The organism is Desulfobacterales bacterium (assembly GCA_021647905.1).
Classification (GTDB): Bacteria; Desulfobacterota; Desulfobulbia; order Desulfobulbales; family BM004; genus JAKITW01.
Window position 1 is genome coordinate 17,077 of the sequence record JAKITW010000007.1, and the last position, 16,708, is coordinate 33,784.

Below are 16,708 nucleotides of genomic sequence, written 5' to 3' on the forward strand. Positions count from 1 at the left end.
GGTTCAAGCCTTTGGTTCAGCGGGCCAGATCCCGGTCAAGCACGGCCCGGACCTCGGCCGGGGAAAGGCGGGCCAGTTGCACCTGTTTGGTCCGGCTTTGCAGGCCTGACTTGATGGTGACAGCGGATTTGGGCAGACAAAAGAATTTGGCCAGATAGTCGATCACCATGGCGTTGGCCCTGTTGTCCACCGGCGGGGCGGTGACGGCCAGCTTGAGCGCATCGCCATGTCGGCCCTGGAATCTGGTGCGCGAGGCCCGCGGCTGGATGTAGAGGGTAAGAAGAACGCCGTTGTCATCGGAGCGGAGATAGGACATGGATCAACGGTCCTGCTTGTCCTCGATCCCGCCAAAGGTGATCGCTGGTTCCGGAGTATCGTCATCCAGGGTTTCAGGCCCGAACAGGGGGTCGATATGTTCTGCCGTGGCCACCGGCGCTTCCGGTTTTTTCGGCTCGGGCGGCGGCTCAGGGTCGGGCCCTGGAGGCTCTGCCGCCTTCCGGGGGGCGGGTTCAAGCCCGGGCATCTCCATCTTTTGAAAAAGTTCATCACGGTCCGGCAAAGCTGCCGGTTCCTGGCCGGGAGTGGCTGCGACAGGTTGCGAAACCGCGGGATCCAACTGCTCCAGGTACCAGTTCAGGGTGGCGCGCAATTCGTCCCGGACCCGCTCTTGCAGGGCAATCAGTTTTTCCTCGGTCGCAGCCTTTTCCAGAGCCTGGCCGGCCGTTCTGTCCCCCCGGCCCTGCTCCAACTCACGGATCCGTTCCCGCAGTTGGTCATTTTCCCGGAGCAGGGCGTACAACTCCTCGGCCACCTGTTCGAGGAAGGTATCCACCTCGTCCATATCAAAGCCGCGCAACCGGACCTGAAACTCCTGGTGCTGGATATCTTCCGGGGTGATGGCCATCTGTTACGGTTCCTGGAAATTGTAAAATTGTTGTAAACATTCAGTACCCCCCCTCCTGTCGGGAAAGGGGTCTTCTTCTACCAACGGCCGCTCCATTGAGAAGGGCCGGCTGTTCATAAACAGGCTATCAAGCAGGAACTCGCTTCGCCGCGGCGGCGATTCGGAAGCCATAAGCATATCCTGCCGAAGTTGTTTCAAATTCCGCTTTTGCCGTCACGGCTGCGGCTCAGGGTCCGCTACACCGTTCGGTATAAGAAAACCCCTTTCCCGATTCAACCTCAAACGTACGGGGTTTACCGAAACCTTACAAATTGTTTTTCGCGAGGTATGGGTATCGTCTTTTCAGGTTTCTGATCTCTGACTTCCGGCCTCTGGCTTCCGGCTTCCGATTAATGGCCGATGGACCGGGCGATCCCGGTAATGGTCGGCACCAGAAAACTGCGGAGAAAGAGAAGGGCCAGGATGAGGATCATGGGTGAAAAATCGATCCCCCCGGCAAATGCGGGGATCAGCCGCCGGATCCGGGAAAGGACCGGTTCGGTCACCTCGTTGAGAAAACGGACAATGGGGTTGTAGGGATCGGGACTCACCCAGGAGATAATCGCCCGGCCGATAACAACCCAGATATAGGCGCTGATCACGATACTGATGATATTGGCCAAGGACATCAGAAAATTACTGAGAACGAACATGTTGGATACTCCTCTGGTTTAAGAAATTTTGCTGCCCGCGGCCACTGGTCCGGACACGGTGGCAAGCACCAGCTTGCCATCGCTTTTTGCCGCCAGGACCATGCCCTGGGAGGCGACCCCCATCAGCTTTACCGGTTTGAGGTTGACCACCATGATCACCTGCCGGCCGATCAGTTCTTCCGGCTGGTAGAACTCGGCAATCCCGGCAACCACGGTCCGTTCTTCCGGGACCTTGACCGTGAGCTTCAGGAGCCGGTCCGATTTTTTGATCTTCTCCGCCGCCACCACCTCGGCCACCCGCAGATCGAGTTTTTTGAAGTGGTCAAAGGAGATCAATGAAGCCTCATCCACGCCTTTCCCGGCCCGATCCGGTTGTTTGGCAGCCTCGGCCCTGGTCGGTTTGCTTTCTCCTTCCTTGTCCAGCCGCGGAAAAAGCGACGGCACGGTGGTGATGGCGGTGCCCGGTATGCTGAGCCCCCAGCTTCCCTGGGAGCAGAGATCAGCCGCGGTTTTGATACCCAGGGCCTTGCTCATCCTGGTTGCGGTTTCCGGCATCACCGGCTGCAGGACCAGGGCGAGCAGTCGCAGGGTTTCGGCCAGGTGGAAGAGGACCGTGGCCAACCGCTCCTGTCTGGCCGGATCCTTGGCCAGTTCCCACGGCGCATTGACCACGATATACTTGTTGGCCAGGGCAATTACCTCCCAGACCGTTCGCAGGGCCCGGTTAAAGGCAAAATCGTTCATCAGACCGGTATACTCCGCAACCATCCTGGTCGCAGCCGCGGCCAGTTCCCGGTCAATATCCTCGCCGGCCCCGGGCGCCGGCACCCGGCTGTCGGCAAATTTGGCCAGCATGGTCAGCGAGCGGCTGAAGAGATTGCCCAGGTCATTGGCCAGGTCCGAGTTCCGGCGGGCGATTATCCCCTCGCTGCTGAAGGATGAATCCAGGCCGAATGACATCTCGCGCAGGAGGAAGTAGCGGACCGTGTCCACCCCGTACCGCTCGACCAGTTCGCCGGGCCGGACCACGTTGCCCAGGCTCTTGGACATCTTGGTCTCGTTGATATTCCAGTAGCCGTGGACATGGAGTTTTTTGTAGGGCTTCAGGCCGATGGCCTTGAGCATGGTGGGCCAGTAGATGGCGTGCGGCTTGAGGATATCCTTGGCAATAACGTGCTCGGCGCCTTCCCAGTAGCGGGCAAAATCCGGCCCGCCGGGAAAACCGATGCCGGTGAGATAGTTGATCAGGGCGTCGAACCAGACATAGGTGACAAACTCCTGGTCAAAGGGCAGGGGAATGCCCCAGGTCAGCCGGCTGGTGGGCCGGGAGATGCAGAGATCCTCCAGCGGATCCTCAAGAAAAGAGAGTACCTCGTTGCGGTACCGTTCCGGGGTGATGAACCCGGGGTTGTTCCTGATATGGTCGATGAGCCATTCCTGGTACCGGTGCATCCGGAAGAAGTAGTTCTGTTCGGTGATCTTTTTGGGCGGCGCCAGGTGGTCCGGGCAGTTGCCGTCAACCAGCTCCTTTTCAGTGAGAAATCGCTCGCAGCCCTTGCAGTAGAGCCCGGAGTAGTTGCCCCGGTAGATGTCGCCCCGGTCAAAGACCTGCTGGAGAATGGCCTGGACCGTCTCGATGTGTTCCGGGTCGGTGGTGCGGATAAAATTGTCCGGCTCAATGGCCAGCAACGGCCAGGCCCGGCGGAACATTCCGCTGATCCGGTCGGTGTACTCCCTGGGCTCCTCGCCGGCCTTTTCCGCGGCCTCCACCACCTTGTCGCCGTGTTCGTCGGTACCGGTCTGAAAGCGGACATCCTCGCCGCAGAGCCGCTTGAACCGGCAGATGGTGTCGGCAACAATGGTCGAATAGGCATGGCCGAGATGGGGCTGGGCATTGACATAGTATATAGGGGTGGTGATGTAGAAACTCATGCTTTTTCCTTGCGGGAATTTTGCGTTGTCCGCTTCGGCTGCGGGTCGTTTGCTGCTTTCTTGACCCCTGGCGCGGGCTTGACCGTCCGCCACTCCTCCTTGGTAAGTATCCTGTCCTTGCCGTCCTGACCGAGAAGGGTGATCGTTTCGCTCATCACGTTATGACGGATGACCTTATAGTTCTGGTTGTCATAGGATATCCGTTTGCCGACCTTGGGCATCTTCCTGCGGATCGACTTATAGGTGGCGAATTCGTAGTTGAGACAGCAGAGCAGCCGGTTGCAGGCCCCGGAGATCTTGACCGGGTTAAGCGGCAGGTTCTGCTCCTTGGCCATTTTGATGGATACCGACTCGAACTTCTTGATAAACGAGGAGCAGCACAACTCCCGGCCGCAGCAGCCGACCCCGCCCAGCATCATGGTCTCGTGGCGGACCCCGATCTGGCGCATTTCCACCCGGGTGCGGAACTCCTGGACCAGAATTTTGACCAGTTCCCGAAAATCCACCCGGTTTTCGGCGGTAAAGTAAAAGATGATCTTGCTGCCGCTGAAAAACCGCTCCACCTTGACCAGCCGCATGGGCAGTTTGTTCTTTTTGATCTGACCCGCGCAAAAGGAAAAGGCCCGGTCTTCCATGCCCTTGAGCTTGGCATACTTGGCCTCCTCGTCCCGGGTGGCCCGGCGGATAATGGTATGGTTCATCTTCTTGGTCCGCTCCTGGTTGTCCGGCCAGTTGGGGGTGGAGCCGACAATCCGGCCCGGCTCCAGGCCGTGATCGGTCTGGACCATGACCACAATTCCCTTGGACAGCCGGGACAGCCGGGACGGCGCCGAGAATACCTGCTCCTCCTCCCGGAACTGGATCCGGTAGAGGACCGTCAATCTCTCGCCGGGCTCCGGGGCCGGGTCCCGGTCAATCTGCGGTTCGCTTTTGTTCGTCAATGCCGTGGTTCCTGGTAAAAGGGATCGGATGATATCTGTTTACACGAATTTATCATATTAACCCTATAAGAGCCCCCAGAAAAGGACCTCGCACACCAGGGTGCGATTACAGTTGCGATGCAACTCCTTTTCAGCCCGTTGGATCATTTTCAGCTTTGCCTGTAGTTCCGCCATGTTCCAGCGTCTTCCAGCCGTGTCCAGGATGGCGGCCAGGTCCTGGCTGGTGACAAGCTCTTGCGGGCCGCCGCCGGCAAGGAGCATCAGGTCGCGGAACCAGGTTTTGAGCATGCCCAGCAGTTCGCCCAACTGCTCCTTTAATGCGGCCGCTCTTTCCGCAAGCCGCAGGATCATCCCCACTGACTCCGGGTCTGCCGGCGATAGCCGGACCAGGTTCTCGATCAACTCCTGCCGCAGGTCCAGTAACTCCTGGTCCAGCAGCAACCCGGCCCGGCCCAGGCTGCCCTCGGACAGCGCCGCCAGGGTGGCACCACCGGCCGGGTCCAGATCATGGTCCCGGCACAGGGCCTGGGCGACCAGTTCATAGGGCAGGGCATGAAAGGGGATCACCTGACAACGGGAGACAATGGTGGGCAGGAGGACCCCGGACTCATCGGCCGTCAGGATCAGCAGATTGTCGGCCGGCGGTTCTTCCAGGGTCTTGAGCAGGCTGTTGGCCGCCTCGCGGCGCATGGTATGGACATCCTCAAGGATCACCACCCGGGTGCGGGCCTCAAAGGGCGGAAAGGTGAGGGCATGCTTCAACTCCCGGATCTGCTTGATTTTGATCCCAGCGCCGTCCGGCCGGATATGGAGCAGGTCCGGGTGGGAGTCGGCATTGAACTTCCGGCAGGAGGAGCAGTTGCCGCAGACATCAGTTCCCCGGGGGTGGTTACAGTTGATAAAGGCGGCCATGGTCAAGGCCAGCCGTTTCTTGCCCACCCCGTCCGGGCCGCGGAACAGATAGGCGTGGGCCATCTTTTTCCGGGAAAAGGAGGTGATGAGCAGATTTTTGGCCTTGTCCTGGCCGATGATGTTGGCAAAGGAATAGGGATGCATTACAGGCCAAACAGCTTTTGTTGCCGGGTCTCCTGGGGCGCATTGCCGCTGTCTTCAGGCAGTTCCGCAGCCGTGGTTGACGACGGGTCTTGCTCCTGCCCGCGGCCGCGGAGAAAGAGAAAACGCTCCAGGATCCGCTGAAAATCAGTCCACTGATACCCGGGCTCGGACAACCGGCCTTCCAGTTGACCGATATAGTTGAGCTTGGCATCCAGGTCATCGATAAAGTTGAGAACAAATGCCTCGCTGATCATCGGCAGGGTGGGCGAACCGAACTCGTGCTGGCCGTGGTGGCTCAAGACCAGGTGCTGGACCCGCACCAGCAGTTCCCGGGGAAAGTCGCGGATTTTTATTGCCCTGGCCCCGACCATTTCCGCGCCGAGCACCAGGTGGCCCACCAGTCGGCCCTGGTCGGTATAGTTGAACGGGTAGACGTCATAGGAGAACTCTTCGACCTTGCCGATATCATGGAGCAGGGCCCCGCTGAGCAAGAGGGAGCGGTCAAGCCCGGGGTACAGGTCAACGATCCGGCCGGCCAGCCGGGCCACGGCCAGGGTATGCTCCAGCAGGCCGCCGAGATAGGCGTGATGGATGGATTTGGCGGCCGGCGCCTGCTGGAACCGGTCAAGGAAAGCCGGGTCCTGGAAAAAGGCCTGAAGCAGTTTTTTCAAAAAAGGCTCGGTCACCCCCTTGACCAGGTCCTGGAGCTCGGCAATCATGGCCGGGATATCCAGGTCAGTGGCCGGGAGAAAGAGCCCCATATCAACGGCGGCCGCATCAACCGCCTCCAGGGTATCGATCTTCAGCTGGACTACCCCCTTATAGGCCTGGGCCTGACCATGGATGGCGATGATTCCGCCGGCAGGGCAGGACGGCTGCAACCGGTCAACGTTCTCCCAGAGCCGGGCCCCGATCTCGCCGCTGGAATCCATCAGGGTGAGAATCAGGTAGGGCTTGCCGTTTTTGGTCTCGGCCCGGCTGACCTCCTTGACCAGAAATAGTCCGGTCACCGCCCGGCCGTCCCGGATCTTGTTGATATATGTTCCCTTGTTCGATCTCATCTTAAAAGTTCAGGGTCTGCTGCCAGGCGATCTTCAGGTCACCAATGGACTGGTTAAGCACCTCTTCGCCGGAAAGCCCGGTGCAGGAGAAATGCGGTTCAGCCACCACCCGGCCGATGCGGGCCCAGCCGGTGGCGGCCATGGTCTGTTCAAAATCCGGGGCCCGGTCCGGGGCCACGGTGACCACGAACCGGCTCTGGGATTCGGAAAATAAAAGAATGTCGTCCCGGTCAATCTCCCGGCACGGCACCCTGGCAAGATCAACCTCCATTCCCAGACCGCCGGCAAAGGCGGTTTCAGCCAGGGCCACGCCCAGACCGCCGTCAGAGCAATCGTGACAGGATGCCACCAGGCCGGCGGTCATGGCCCGGTTCAGGGCCTGGTAACGGGGCAGGGCCTCTGCTTCGCGAACCCGGGGCACACCCATGCCCACCCCGCCGTGCCGGGCCGCATATTCCGAGGCCCCGGTCTCATCATAGGTCATGCCCAGGACATAGACCAGGTCGCCTTCCCTTTTGGCATCCATGGTAACCGCCAGGCGGACATCGTCGATCCGGGCCATTACCGAGAAGAGCAGGGTCGGCGGGATCGAGATCTTGGTACCGCCCACCAGGTAGTCGTTTTTCATGCTGTCCTTGCCCGAGATGCAGGGCACGCCAAAGGCCTTGGCATAGCGGGCCAGGGCCTGGTTGGCCCGGACCAGCTGGGCCAGCTTGTAGGGTCCGTCCGGGGTCTTTTCCGAGAGGATCGGGTCGCACCAGCAGAAGTTGTCGAGCCCGGCCATTACCTTGAGGCCGGCGCCCACGCAGAGAGCGTTCCTGATCGCCTCGTCCACGGCGCAGGCCGCCATGTGATAGGTATCGATATCCGAATAGCGCGGACAGACCCCGTGGGAGATCACCAGCCCCTCAAAGGAATCGAGCAGGGGCCGGATCACGGCCGCGTCACCGGGGCCGTCGTTGGCGATCCCGGTGAGCGGCTTGACCACGCTGCCGCCCTGCACCTCGTGGTCATACTGGCGGACCACATACTCCTTGCTGCAGATGTTCAGCCTGGCGAGCATTTTTTTCAATTCCCGGCCCAGGTCGGGCTGGTCGGGGAATTGGGGCTCGCTATGGCTGGGCGGTTCCCAGCGGGCCACCATCTCCATTGGCGGCAAGCCGCCATGGACGAAATCCATATCCATGTAAGCGATGGTTTTCCCCTCGTACAGGATATGGAATTTGCCGGTATCGGTAAAGGTGCCGAGCACCGTGGCCTCCACATCCATCTTGTCGCACAGACCGATGAAGGCGTCCAGCTTCTCCGGCGGCACTGCCAGGGTCATCCGTTCCTGGGCCTCGGAGATGAAGATCTCCCAGGGCTGGAGTCCGGCATATTTCAAGGGCGCCTTTTCAAGGTGCAGTTCAAAGCCGCCGCAGTCCTCGGCCATCTCCCCCACTGAGGAGGAGAGCCCGCCGGCGCCGTTGTCGGTGATGCAGCGGTAGAGGCCCAGGTCCCGGGCCTTGAGCAGACAGTCGAACATCTTTTTCTGGGTGATCGGGTCGCCGATCTGCACCGCGGTGGCCGGCGAGTTCTCATTGAGTTCCTCAGAGGAAAAGGTGGCGCCATGGATGCCGTCCTTACCGATCCGGCCGCCGGTCATGACGATGATGTCGCCGGCATCGGCCTGCTTGTGCTCCGAGGGCTGGCCATTGACCAGGGCGGGCATGATCCCGACGGTGCCGCAGAAGACCAGGGGCTTGCCGGCATACCGGTCGTCAAACAGGAGCGAACCGTTGACCGTGGGGATGCCGCTCTTGTTGCCGCCGTGCTCCACCCCTTGCCGCACCCCTTCGAAGATCCGTTTGGGATGGAGCAATCTGGCCGGCAGGGGCTTATCATAAAAGGGCGAGGCAAAGCAGAACATATTGGTATTGCAGATCAGCTTGGCGCCCATGCCGGTGCCGAACGGGTCGCGGTTGACCCCGACGATGCCGGTCAAGGCCCCGCCGTAAGGATCAAGGGCCGAGGGGCTGTTATGGGTCTCCACCTTGAAGACCATGTTCCAGTCGGGATTGAAGCGGATCACCCCGGCATTGTCCTTGAACACCGACAGACACCAGTCGTCCGCACCCATGTCCCGGCGGATCTCCTTGGTGACATTGCGGATATAGGTATCAAACAGGCTGGTGATGCGGGAGGAGGTGCCGGTTTCCGCATCCTCATAGCTGATGTTGCCGTTGAATATCTTGTGCTTGCAGTGTTCGGACCAGGTCTGGGCCAGGACCTCCAGTTCCACGTCGGTGACCTTTTCGCCAAGGCCCCGGGCTCCCCGCTCGGCCTTTACCCCGGGCCGGGCCAGGTAGTTGCGAATGAGTTTCATTTCCTCCATGGTCAGGGCCAGCACCCCGTGCCTGCTGATCCGGATCAACTCCTCATCGGATACATCCAGGTCGATCTCCACTACCTGAATCCGGTTTCCCCCAACCACCTTGGGGGCAAAGGGCTGGATCCCGTTGGCCTGGACAAAACTCGCCCGGTCCATCACCGTGAAACGCTGGATCAGCTCGTTGGCCAGGAGCTTGCGGGCAATGGCCTCGGTTTTTTCCTGATCAAGGTTTCCGGAGAGGAGAAACTGGGTCGAGGTGTAGACCGCCTCGTCCCGGCCCAGCTTACGGCCGAGGAGCAGGCCCAGGGCCTGGGCCGCGGTGCGGCCCTCGTTGTCAGTGACCCCGGGCCGGAAACCGACCTCGATCAGCCAGTCGAATTCGAACTGGTTCCGCAGGGCCAGGGCAGCCAGGGAATAGTCCTGGGTTACCGGGTCGGAAAAGGGGCCGGCCGCGGCCTTCTCCAGTTGTTCCGGGGAGATGTCCGCCTCCACCGTAAAGGCCTTGATGGTGCGCACGGTATCAACGGCAAGGTTAAGGTCCGCGGCAATCCGTTTTCGGGTCTGTTCCCCGAACGAATCATTGAATGCCGGCTTCAGGCCGACCTCGATCCGGGCAAGCATGGCGTTCTCCTTAATTTATGCAAAAAACGCAGGATATGGAGCATGATTTGATCTGAAAAAGAAAATCGAGATAATTAGCCGGCAAGTATACCAGATGGAGAGAATTTGGGAATGAAGAATTGTAACAGTTCACCAAGGGCGACAACCTCGGGGGATACTCAGCCCGTACGAGTTCACCAGTGCCTTGGATTCGTTCGTTTGGGGCTCCGAATCTATCCTTGGCGGATGTGAGGAGGCCAGGTAAGCGAGCCTGCGAGACTCCGAAACGGGCGAAGATGAGGTGCTGGTGAACTTGTACGAAGAATTACCGTTCCGGTCGGGGTTGGCGGGCCGCCAGTTTTTTCGCCTTGAAAAGGGCCTTTCGATTCCTGGTGGAGTTGGGCTTGAGCTCCACGGCCCGGGCATAGGATATTGCCGCGGCCCGGAAATCATTGTTAACGGCCTGGGCCTGGCCCAGCCAGTAGAATGCACTGCCGCTTTCAGGGTTTTTTTCAACCTGCTTTTTTGCCTCGGCAAGGGCGGTATCGAGGTGCTCGCGGGCGCGGACCTCATCTCCCTGTAAACGATACGTATGAACCATGTTCAGGTTTGCCGAAACACTTTTCCGGTTTTTTTCCAGACGCTTGAGGCCTGCCCCAAGCGCCCTTTTCATATAATAAGAGGCCTGTTGCTCGTCTCCCAGTTCCCGGTAGCACAGAACAAGTTGGCGCAGGGTAAAGGTATTGTCAGGGAACTTGCTTTCCTGTATATGGTAGAGCCTTGCCGCCAGACGCCATTGGCCGATATTCTTGAACGCGTTTGCGTGTTTCCTGGAAACCTTGTCAAACCGGACCAGCGAACCTATATACAGTCGCGGTGTCTGTTTGACCACATAGGAACTCGCAGCGGCAAGCACTGTTGCGCTCAAGAATATCTGCAGGATGCTGATGGTCAGTTGCCGGACAGGCACGGGCCGCCAGAAGCGGCTGCCATGGGGGGGAAGATCGAGCCGAAAGGCAACCTCATAATGGCTGGCCATTATGCAGAAAGCAAAAGAAAGAAGAATTTCCGCGACCTCGGCCTCGTTCATATAATAATATTCAGGCTCAAGCCAGCCCGCGGTTACAAAAAAAGGACTGAGATAAAGAGGTGGAGACGGCAGGCCCTTTTCTTCCATCCAGATGGCCGGTTGCCAGCGATATCTGAGGGCCAGGGGATAGACCAGGCTGTAAAGGGTCAGGCCGACGGCCAGGCCGTACTCCATGAACTGTTTGGTCAAGGTTTCGATGGGCCCGACAAAGATGTTGTGTATATTGGTCTCGTTCTGGATGTTGTGGGCCTTGAAAAATTGAGGCGTGCTAATATTGAAAATTCTCTGACCCCAGGAAATTTCTTCCATTGCCACGTAAAAGCAGGCCAGGGCAAGAACTCCGAAAAAGAGACGGAACCGTTTATGGCTGAAAGAGACCCAGAGAGACAGGACCATGGCCATGGAAAAAAAATAAAACTGCAGCCACTCACCGAACATGTCTTCCATGGTGGCCCAGATATAGAGATCCGGGTATCTGGTTCCCAGGACCAGGTACCCGGCAAAGATGAGAAGATAGAGAATGAGGGCTGTCAACTGGTGGGATCTAAGTCCGGACATGATAATTCCCCTGGTTGAGATGGCTCTGCAACAAGTGCTGGACAGACTCAAGAACCAAGATTATACCGTTTCATCTTTTTATGCAGCCCCTGGCGGGTAATTCCCAGCAGGGCGGCCGCTTTCAGCTTGTTGCCCCGTGTCTTTTTCAGGGCCTCTTCCATCAGCCTTATTTCAAGCTGTTTCACCTGATCCGGAATGGCGAGGCTGGTGATTCGTTCCGCCGGATTTTCCCGCTTGCCTGCCGCTATTTCCTGGGAGCAGGTGGTTGCCTGGATCTTTTCATTTTCAGAGGTAAGGGCAACCAGACGCTCCACCTCGCTGTGCAGCTGCCGCACATTGCCCGGCCAGTCATACTCCATGAACAGGTGCAGAACCTCGGCCGAGTATCCGCCAAGCTTTTTATGAAAGCGTTCGCAGGTATCTTCTAAAAACGCGGTGGCCATGGGGATGATATCCTCTCTTCGCTCCCTGAGCGGCGGGATGGTTATTTTTACGGAAAAGAGCCGGAAAAAGAGATCTTCACGGAAGCGGCCTGATTCGACCTCGGCATTGAGGTCTTTATTGGTGGCGCTGATCAGCCGGAAGTTATAACGGATGACCTTGCTGCCGCCGAGCCGTGTCCCTTCTCCCTCCTGAAGGGCGCGAAGAAACTTGGGCTGGATGGCAAGGGGCATATCGGCAATCTCGTCAAGGAGCAGGGTGCCGCCGCCGGCCTCCTCGAACCGGCCGCTGCGACTCCGGTTGGCTCCGGTGAACGCCCCCTTTTCATACCCGAAAAACTCACTTTCCATGAGCTGTTCAGGTATTGTCGCACAGTTGACAGCTATAAAAGCGTTGCTGTGACGGTCGCTTCCCTGGTGAATCGTCCGGGCGACAAGTTCCTTGCCCGTACCATTTTCCCCCTGGATGAGAACATTGACCGGGGTGTTGCTTACCAGCCGGGCCATTTCCATCACCTCACGCATGGCCTTGCTTTCAGCAATAAAAAGACGGTCATGAAAATAACCGGTATCCAGCCGGTCCACCTCCTGGTTGAGCTGGGAGGAAATTTTCAGGATTTCTTCGTTAAGGATGGCGCTTTCAATAGACAGGGAAAGGTAGGAGGCAACTTCGCCGAGCAGGGCCAGATCCTCCTTGGTAAACCCTCCTTCCTTGTTTATAACCTGAATTGCGCCGGTTATACCGACAATGGTCGCTCCCTTGATGGGAGTACAGACCATGTTACGCGAGATATAGCCTGTCTCCTCCTCAACCAGCTTATGGTATCCCTTTCTCTGGTCAAGGTCATTGGCAATGATCCCTTTGCCGGAAGAGATCGTCCGGCCGGCAATACTTCCCTCCCTGGGGGGCCTGATCTGTTTTTCTGCCAGTCCGGTACCGAACTTCGAACAGATATTTTCCGTGCCGAGTTCGGTAATATAGATGGTGCATCGTTCCGCCGACATGAGTCTGGGCAGAATTTTTACATAAAACTCCAGGTAAGACTCATAATTTTCCGCAGACCATGCGGCTGTGACCTGCTCCATTCTCGTTTTAAGATTGGCAAGGCGCTTTCGGGATATGAGGGCTGGAATCTTATCCATAACGGGACACACCGTTTACACCGCGTAAACACTGGTTGCACTCCTGTTTTTTGCAGACGCAGTATGAACTTTTTTAGTTCTTGTGTCAACTATGGTTACATTTTTATTTACTGTTTTGTATATATCCGCGGATAAGAGTTCGGCCGATTGGCTGCACCACGGCGAGCTTACAGGTCAAGGAGTGTACTCGACAGGTGGTCGCGCCACCCTGTGAGTTACGTTACTTTTTGTTCGCATGGGGTTTGATAATGAATAAGGAGGCCTGCCATTGAACCAGCCGGCCCGGGCCCGGACCAGGCGTAAAACTTGCAAGTAAGCGTTCACCAGCACCTCATCTTCGCCCATTCTGGCCTGCTCGAATAGCACCAGTATGCTTCGCAGTCCCGAATGAACGAATCTAAGCCACTGGTAAACGCTTACGGGCATGAGTTTACCGTAAATCCGTACCCCCGGTGAACGGTTACACTTGCAAAAACCATGTCGGGGTTGAAACCGACACACGGCAGGTCACCGGCCAATGGCGTGGGTTCCCCCAATATTTCCATAAGCATGTTTAAAGATAACCTGTTATAATTGTGGGATTATAAAAATATTCTTGCTAGACTTGCCAGCTGTTTTCACCAGAAGAGGCAACCATGATGTTACGGCCCGGATTGCAGCGAAAAACCTCATTCCCACTCTGTTGTTCAATGAAGAGGGATGGATGCCACTGGGAAATATCCGGGTTCACTCTGGTGGAAGTGCTTGTTGTAATGATTATTTCCGCCATTCTTACGTTGGGGGTCGTCAATATGTTTACCTCGAACAAGGCTAAACTGAAGGCAGCGGCATTTGCCCTGCGGGGAGATATAAACCTGGCCCGTTCCGAGGCGGTTACCCGCAACAAAGACGTCCTGATCCAATTTGTTTTTAATGTGAGTGAATCCTCTTTTGTTAATGGTTCCGGTGACCGGGACGGCTACCGGATCTGTGTGGACGGTGATACCGGCACCGCCAATAACAGTTGCGGTGATGCCGACGATACTTCAATCCGGGATATGCGGATGAAACCGGAAGTGCAGTTCTATGATACCACCGGCGGCGCCATAACCGGGGGGCCGACAACGACCTCGGGCGGATCCAGTCTTGTTAACAAGGATGGTGTTCTTTTTACCTCGAACAAGTTCAAGATGCAGGCTGATGGAACGAGTAATCTCGCGGGAACAGCAGTCATTTATGTACCGGAGACAGGAGACCCGACAACAATGCTGGTCGAGCCGTTCGCAGTTGTGGTGAACAGCACGGGCCGGGTCCGGTTGGAGCGATGGCGAACCGATGACTGGTATGACAAGTAATGCCCGTCCGGAACATGCGAAAAACAATCCTTATTGCCGGACAGACACCAGGTGGCAGGATTATGGTGGGCAGGTTATTTCCTGGGATTCCTGGAGGGTGCTGGAAATCTGGTAGCACTGGTCGGCCTCAAGCTTGCTCTTGGTCATGGCGGTAAAAACCGTGGTGTCGGCCGCGGTGATGGAGTAGGTGAAGTATTCAGTGTCCGCCGGGTTGAAGTTGAGCATGCTGGTGAAGGTCGAGGCGGTGATGCTGCCGCCGTAGTAGTTGTTATTCATGGCATAGTACATCTCCTGGGCGGTTTTCAGATCAAGAAGATTGTTGCGGGCATTTGTAAGGCGGGCCTTTTTTACATGATTGTAGTAGGCAGGGATACTGACCGCGGCCAGAATGCCGATGATCGCCACCACGGACAAGAGTTCGACAAGAGAAAAGCCTTTGTTTTTTCGTGCAGAAAGAGCTGTGCGAACCATTTCCATCCCGCCTCGTGATGTAGTAGTTTATGGCCGTCCGGTGGGAACCGATGTCAAGGTAACTTGATTTATTATAGCAGTATTAACAGGGAACAGCATCTTTTTTTGGCTACATTCCGGGGTAAAGGTAACATTGTGATCGTGAAAATAGAGCAACAGTCAGGATTTACTATTGTTGAGTTGATGATCGCGGTGCTGGTTTCCCTTATTGCCTTGACCGGAATATACCAGGCCTTTGTCAGCTTTACCAATAATGCCAATGTCCAGGAACAGATTATAGAAATGCAACAGAACCTGCGTATCGGCATGAAAAGGATGGCTGACGAGATTCGCAAGGCCGGCTACGACCCGACCCTGAGTGGTAATTTCGGCATTACCGATGCCCAGGCAACGACAATCACCTTTACCGGAGATTTTGAGGGTACTGAAAACGGCACGATTGATGCTGGAGAGACCATAACCTATTCATATGATTCGGCTGATCTTGAATTGGAGCGCGCAGTTGACAACGGGACACCATCCCCGATAATAAGTAATGTTGATGTTGTAAATATTGTTTATCTGGACGCCGCCGGCAATGTAACGGCAACACTGAGCGATATTCGCCGGGTGCAGCTGGCGTTGGTGGTTCGAACAACAAACCCGGATTACTCATATACCGATACGGGTACGTTCAGTAACCTGCAGGGCACCGTAATTTTAAATACAGCATCCCTTTCAGGCGAGGACCTCAACCACCGCCGCAAGGCAATGACCCTTGAGCTGACCCTGCACAACCTTTATTAACGAGTATCCGGTCCAAAATGGGACCAAGGGTAAGAAATGAAGAATAACAAAGGGTTCTCCCTGCTCGAAGTCTTGATCGGAATTTCCATTTTCGCCATCGGCCTGATGGGACTTATGGTCCTGCAGATTTCCGCCATAAAAAATATCTCTTTTTCCGGCAAGTTGTCCGAGGCCACCCTGATTGGCGAGACCAAACTTGTTGATCTCAAAAATGTGCTGTCAGACAGTGATCCCCTTCTTGAAGATGATGATGGCGACGGCGAGGACGGGCTTGGGGATTTCGGCTGCGGCCCCAGCGACGCCTGCTCCGACAAGGCGGACGGAGTAGACACCTCCCAGGGCCAGAAGGGCATCTACACCGTATACTGGAATGTTGCCCCAGATTCGCCCGACACAGGTGTTCAGACAATCAACGTTATTGTTACCTGGACCGCCAAAAATATTCAGCGGTCCATCCAGATTCGATCAATGCGGGATATGCTTTCGTCTTGAGTCTTTTTTCGGCATAAAATTTGCAACAAAAATAGTCCGGGCAGGGCTTGTCCGGACTTGAGTGGCCATGAGTTGACGTTGGACCGTTATCAGCCGAACAGTTACATCGAGAAGATAAAAACCCAAAAAGCCTCTGCTGACAGAGGCATGACTCGACCGGGAGGTTATTATGAAAAGACAACGGGTAAAAACAGTCAAAAAAGAAAAGGGATCAATCATTAATGTGGTTCTGCTGATTCTGGTTATTCTCAGCCTGGTCGGCATTGTGTTAAAGCAGACCGGCAACATTGACACCAAGATCGCCACAAACGAAAAACTTGCCAGGGTGGCGTATTATGCCGCTGATGCGGGCATGGAGCGGGCAATCAACATGGTGACCGCCGGCCTGGACGGCGGTTCTCCGGACACCAGTTGGGTCGGAGTATCCCAGGGGTTCGGCGATGCCTCCTACCAGGTTGCGGTGGAGGATTACAGTTACATAAGCCCTCCGGCCGGCAGCAGCTCCTCGGGCAGCAGTTCCTCGGGCAGCAGTTCCTCGGGCTGTTCTTCATTAATGCCGGCCAGAGGCGCGGATTCCATCTGGCAGAGAATCTCCGGATTTTTTGTCTCCCCAGCCTATGCCATGTGCGGCAGCAGTTCCTCGGGCAGTTCTTCAAGTTCGTTCACCCTGTTTGATGACAACGATGGTGACCTTGACGGCTATATTCGGATCACCTCCACGGGTACCATAAATAATGTCAGCAAGAGCATTGAAGTAATATTGAAAAGCGACGGCACGGTGGTGTCCAGGATCGAGCAGTAACACCGGTTACCCTGCTGCAAACGGAAAATGTACCG

General features: G+C 56.6%; 16 protein-coding genes and 2 pseudogenes. 4 read left to right on the top strand and 14 right to left on the bottom strand.

From position 1 onward, the window contains the following. Positions 1–16 precede the first annotated feature (16 nt). The 12 genes from L3J03_02160 to L3J03_02215 all read right to left on the bottom strand — a co-directional run bounded on the left by L3J03_02160 (position 17) and on the right by L3J03_02215 (position 13,214). Positions 17–316, bottom strand: coding sequence for a DUF167 family protein (locus L3J03_02160; GenBank protein MCF6289797.1), 300 nt, complete (start codon positions 314–316; stop codon positions 17–19). A 3-nt stretch (positions 317–319) separates the two neighbouring features. Further along, positions 320–904: a DivIVA domain-containing protein gene (locus L3J03_02165; GenBank protein ID MCF6289798.1), complete on the bottom strand. Its 585-nt coding sequence runs from the start codon at positions 902–904 to the stop codon at positions 320–322. Positions 905–907: 3 nt separating this feature from the next. Beyond that, complete coding sequence (locus tag L3J03_02170) at positions 908–1,075, bottom strand: hypothetical protein (GenBank protein ID MCF6289799.1); 168 nt, start codon at positions 1,073–1,075, stop codon at positions 908–910. Positions 1,076–1,293: 218 nt separating this feature from the next. Beyond that, a complete protein-coding gene (locus L3J03_02175; GenBank protein ID MCF6289800.1) occupies positions 1,294–1,596 on the bottom strand; it encodes a YggT family protein in 303 nt (100 codons plus the stop codon). A gap of 18 nt (positions 1,597–1,614) precedes the next feature. Next, positions 1,615–3,528, bottom strand: coding sequence for a methionine--tRNA ligase (gene metG, locus L3J03_02180; protein ID MCF6289801.1), 1,914 nt, complete (start codon positions 3,526–3,528; stop codon positions 1,615–1,617). Continuing rightward, positions 3,525–4,469, bottom strand: coding sequence for a hypothetical protein (locus L3J03_02185; GenBank protein ID MCF6289802.1), 945 nt, complete (start codon positions 4,467–4,469; stop codon positions 3,525–3,527). The genes metG and L3J03_02185 overlap by 4 nt, the downstream gene beginning before the upstream one ends. 63 nt (positions 4,470–4,532) lie before the next feature. Next, a complete protein-coding gene (gene holB / locus L3J03_02190) occupies positions 4,533–5,525 on the bottom strand; it encodes a DNA polymerase III subunit delta' (protein MCF6289803.1) in 993 nt (330 codons plus the stop codon). Next, positions 5,525–6,586: an HD domain-containing protein gene (locus L3J03_02195; protein MCF6289804.1), complete on the bottom strand. Its 1,062-nt coding sequence runs from the start codon at positions 6,584–6,586 to the stop codon at positions 5,525–5,527. The genes holB and L3J03_02195 overlap by 1 nt, the downstream gene beginning before the upstream one ends. Position 6,587: 1 nt before the next feature. Continuing rightward, positions 6,588–9,578, bottom strand: coding sequence for an AIR synthase-related protein (locus tag L3J03_02200; protein MCF6289805.1), 2,991 nt, complete (start codon positions 9,576–9,578; stop codon positions 6,588–6,590). A gap of 304 nt (positions 9,579–9,882) precedes the next feature. Beyond that, complete coding sequence (locus L3J03_02205) at positions 9,883–11,205, bottom strand: hypothetical protein (GenBank protein ID MCF6289806.1); 1,323 nt, start codon at positions 11,203–11,205, stop codon at positions 9,883–9,885. 47 nt (positions 11,206–11,252) lie between these two features. After that, positions 11,253–12,731, bottom strand: coding sequence for a sigma-54-dependent Fis family transcriptional regulator (locus L3J03_02210; GenBank protein MCF6289807.1), 1,479 nt, complete (start codon positions 12,729–12,731; stop codon positions 11,253–11,255). Between the two features lie 231 nt (positions 12,732–12,962). Next, entirely contained in the window at positions 12,963–13,214 is a 252-nt protein-coding gene (locus L3J03_02215) for a hypothetical protein (GenBank protein MCF6289808.1), read from the bottom strand. A 365-nt stretch (positions 13,215–13,579) separates the two neighbouring features. Between L3J03_02215 and L3J03_02220 the strand changes: the two genes are divergently transcribed. Beyond that, entirely contained in the window at positions 13,580–14,122 is a 543-nt protein-coding gene (locus L3J03_02220; GenBank protein ID MCF6289809.1) for a GspH/FimT family pseudopilin, read from the top strand. A 60-nt stretch (positions 14,123–14,182) separates the two neighbouring features. Here L3J03_02220 and L3J03_02225 read toward each other — a convergent pair. Next, a pseudogene (locus L3J03_02225) lies at positions 14,183–14,431 on the bottom strand (hypothetical protein). Between the two features lie 30 nt (positions 14,432–14,461). Continuing rightward, positions 14,462–14,593 (bottom strand): annotated as a pseudogene (locus tag L3J03_02230) (prepilin-type N-terminal cleavage/methylation domain-containing protein). A gap of 135 nt (positions 14,594–14,728) precedes the next feature. On the opposite strand from L3J03_02230, the gene L3J03_02235 reads away from it, so the two are divergent. The 3 genes from L3J03_02235 to L3J03_02245 all read left to right on the top strand — a co-directional run bounded on the left by L3J03_02235 (position 14,729) and on the right by L3J03_02245 (position 16,673). Then, positions 14,729–15,379, top strand: coding sequence for a prepilin-type N-terminal cleavage/methylation domain-containing protein (locus tag L3J03_02235; GenBank protein MCF6289810.1), 651 nt, complete (start codon positions 14,729–14,731; stop codon positions 15,377–15,379). Between the two features lie 36 nt (positions 15,380–15,415). Further along, positions 15,416–15,871, top strand: a complete 456-nt coding sequence (locus tag L3J03_02240) for a prepilin-type N-terminal cleavage/methylation domain-containing protein (protein MCF6289811.1) — start codon at positions 15,416–15,418, stop codon at positions 15,869–15,871. 169 nt (positions 15,872–16,040) lie between these two features. Then, a complete protein-coding gene (locus tag L3J03_02245) occupies positions 16,041–16,673 on the top strand; it encodes a PilX N-terminal domain-containing pilus assembly protein (GenBank protein MCF6289812.1) in 633 nt (210 codons plus the stop codon). The last annotated feature ends 35 nt before the right edge of the window (positions 16,674–16,708 follow it).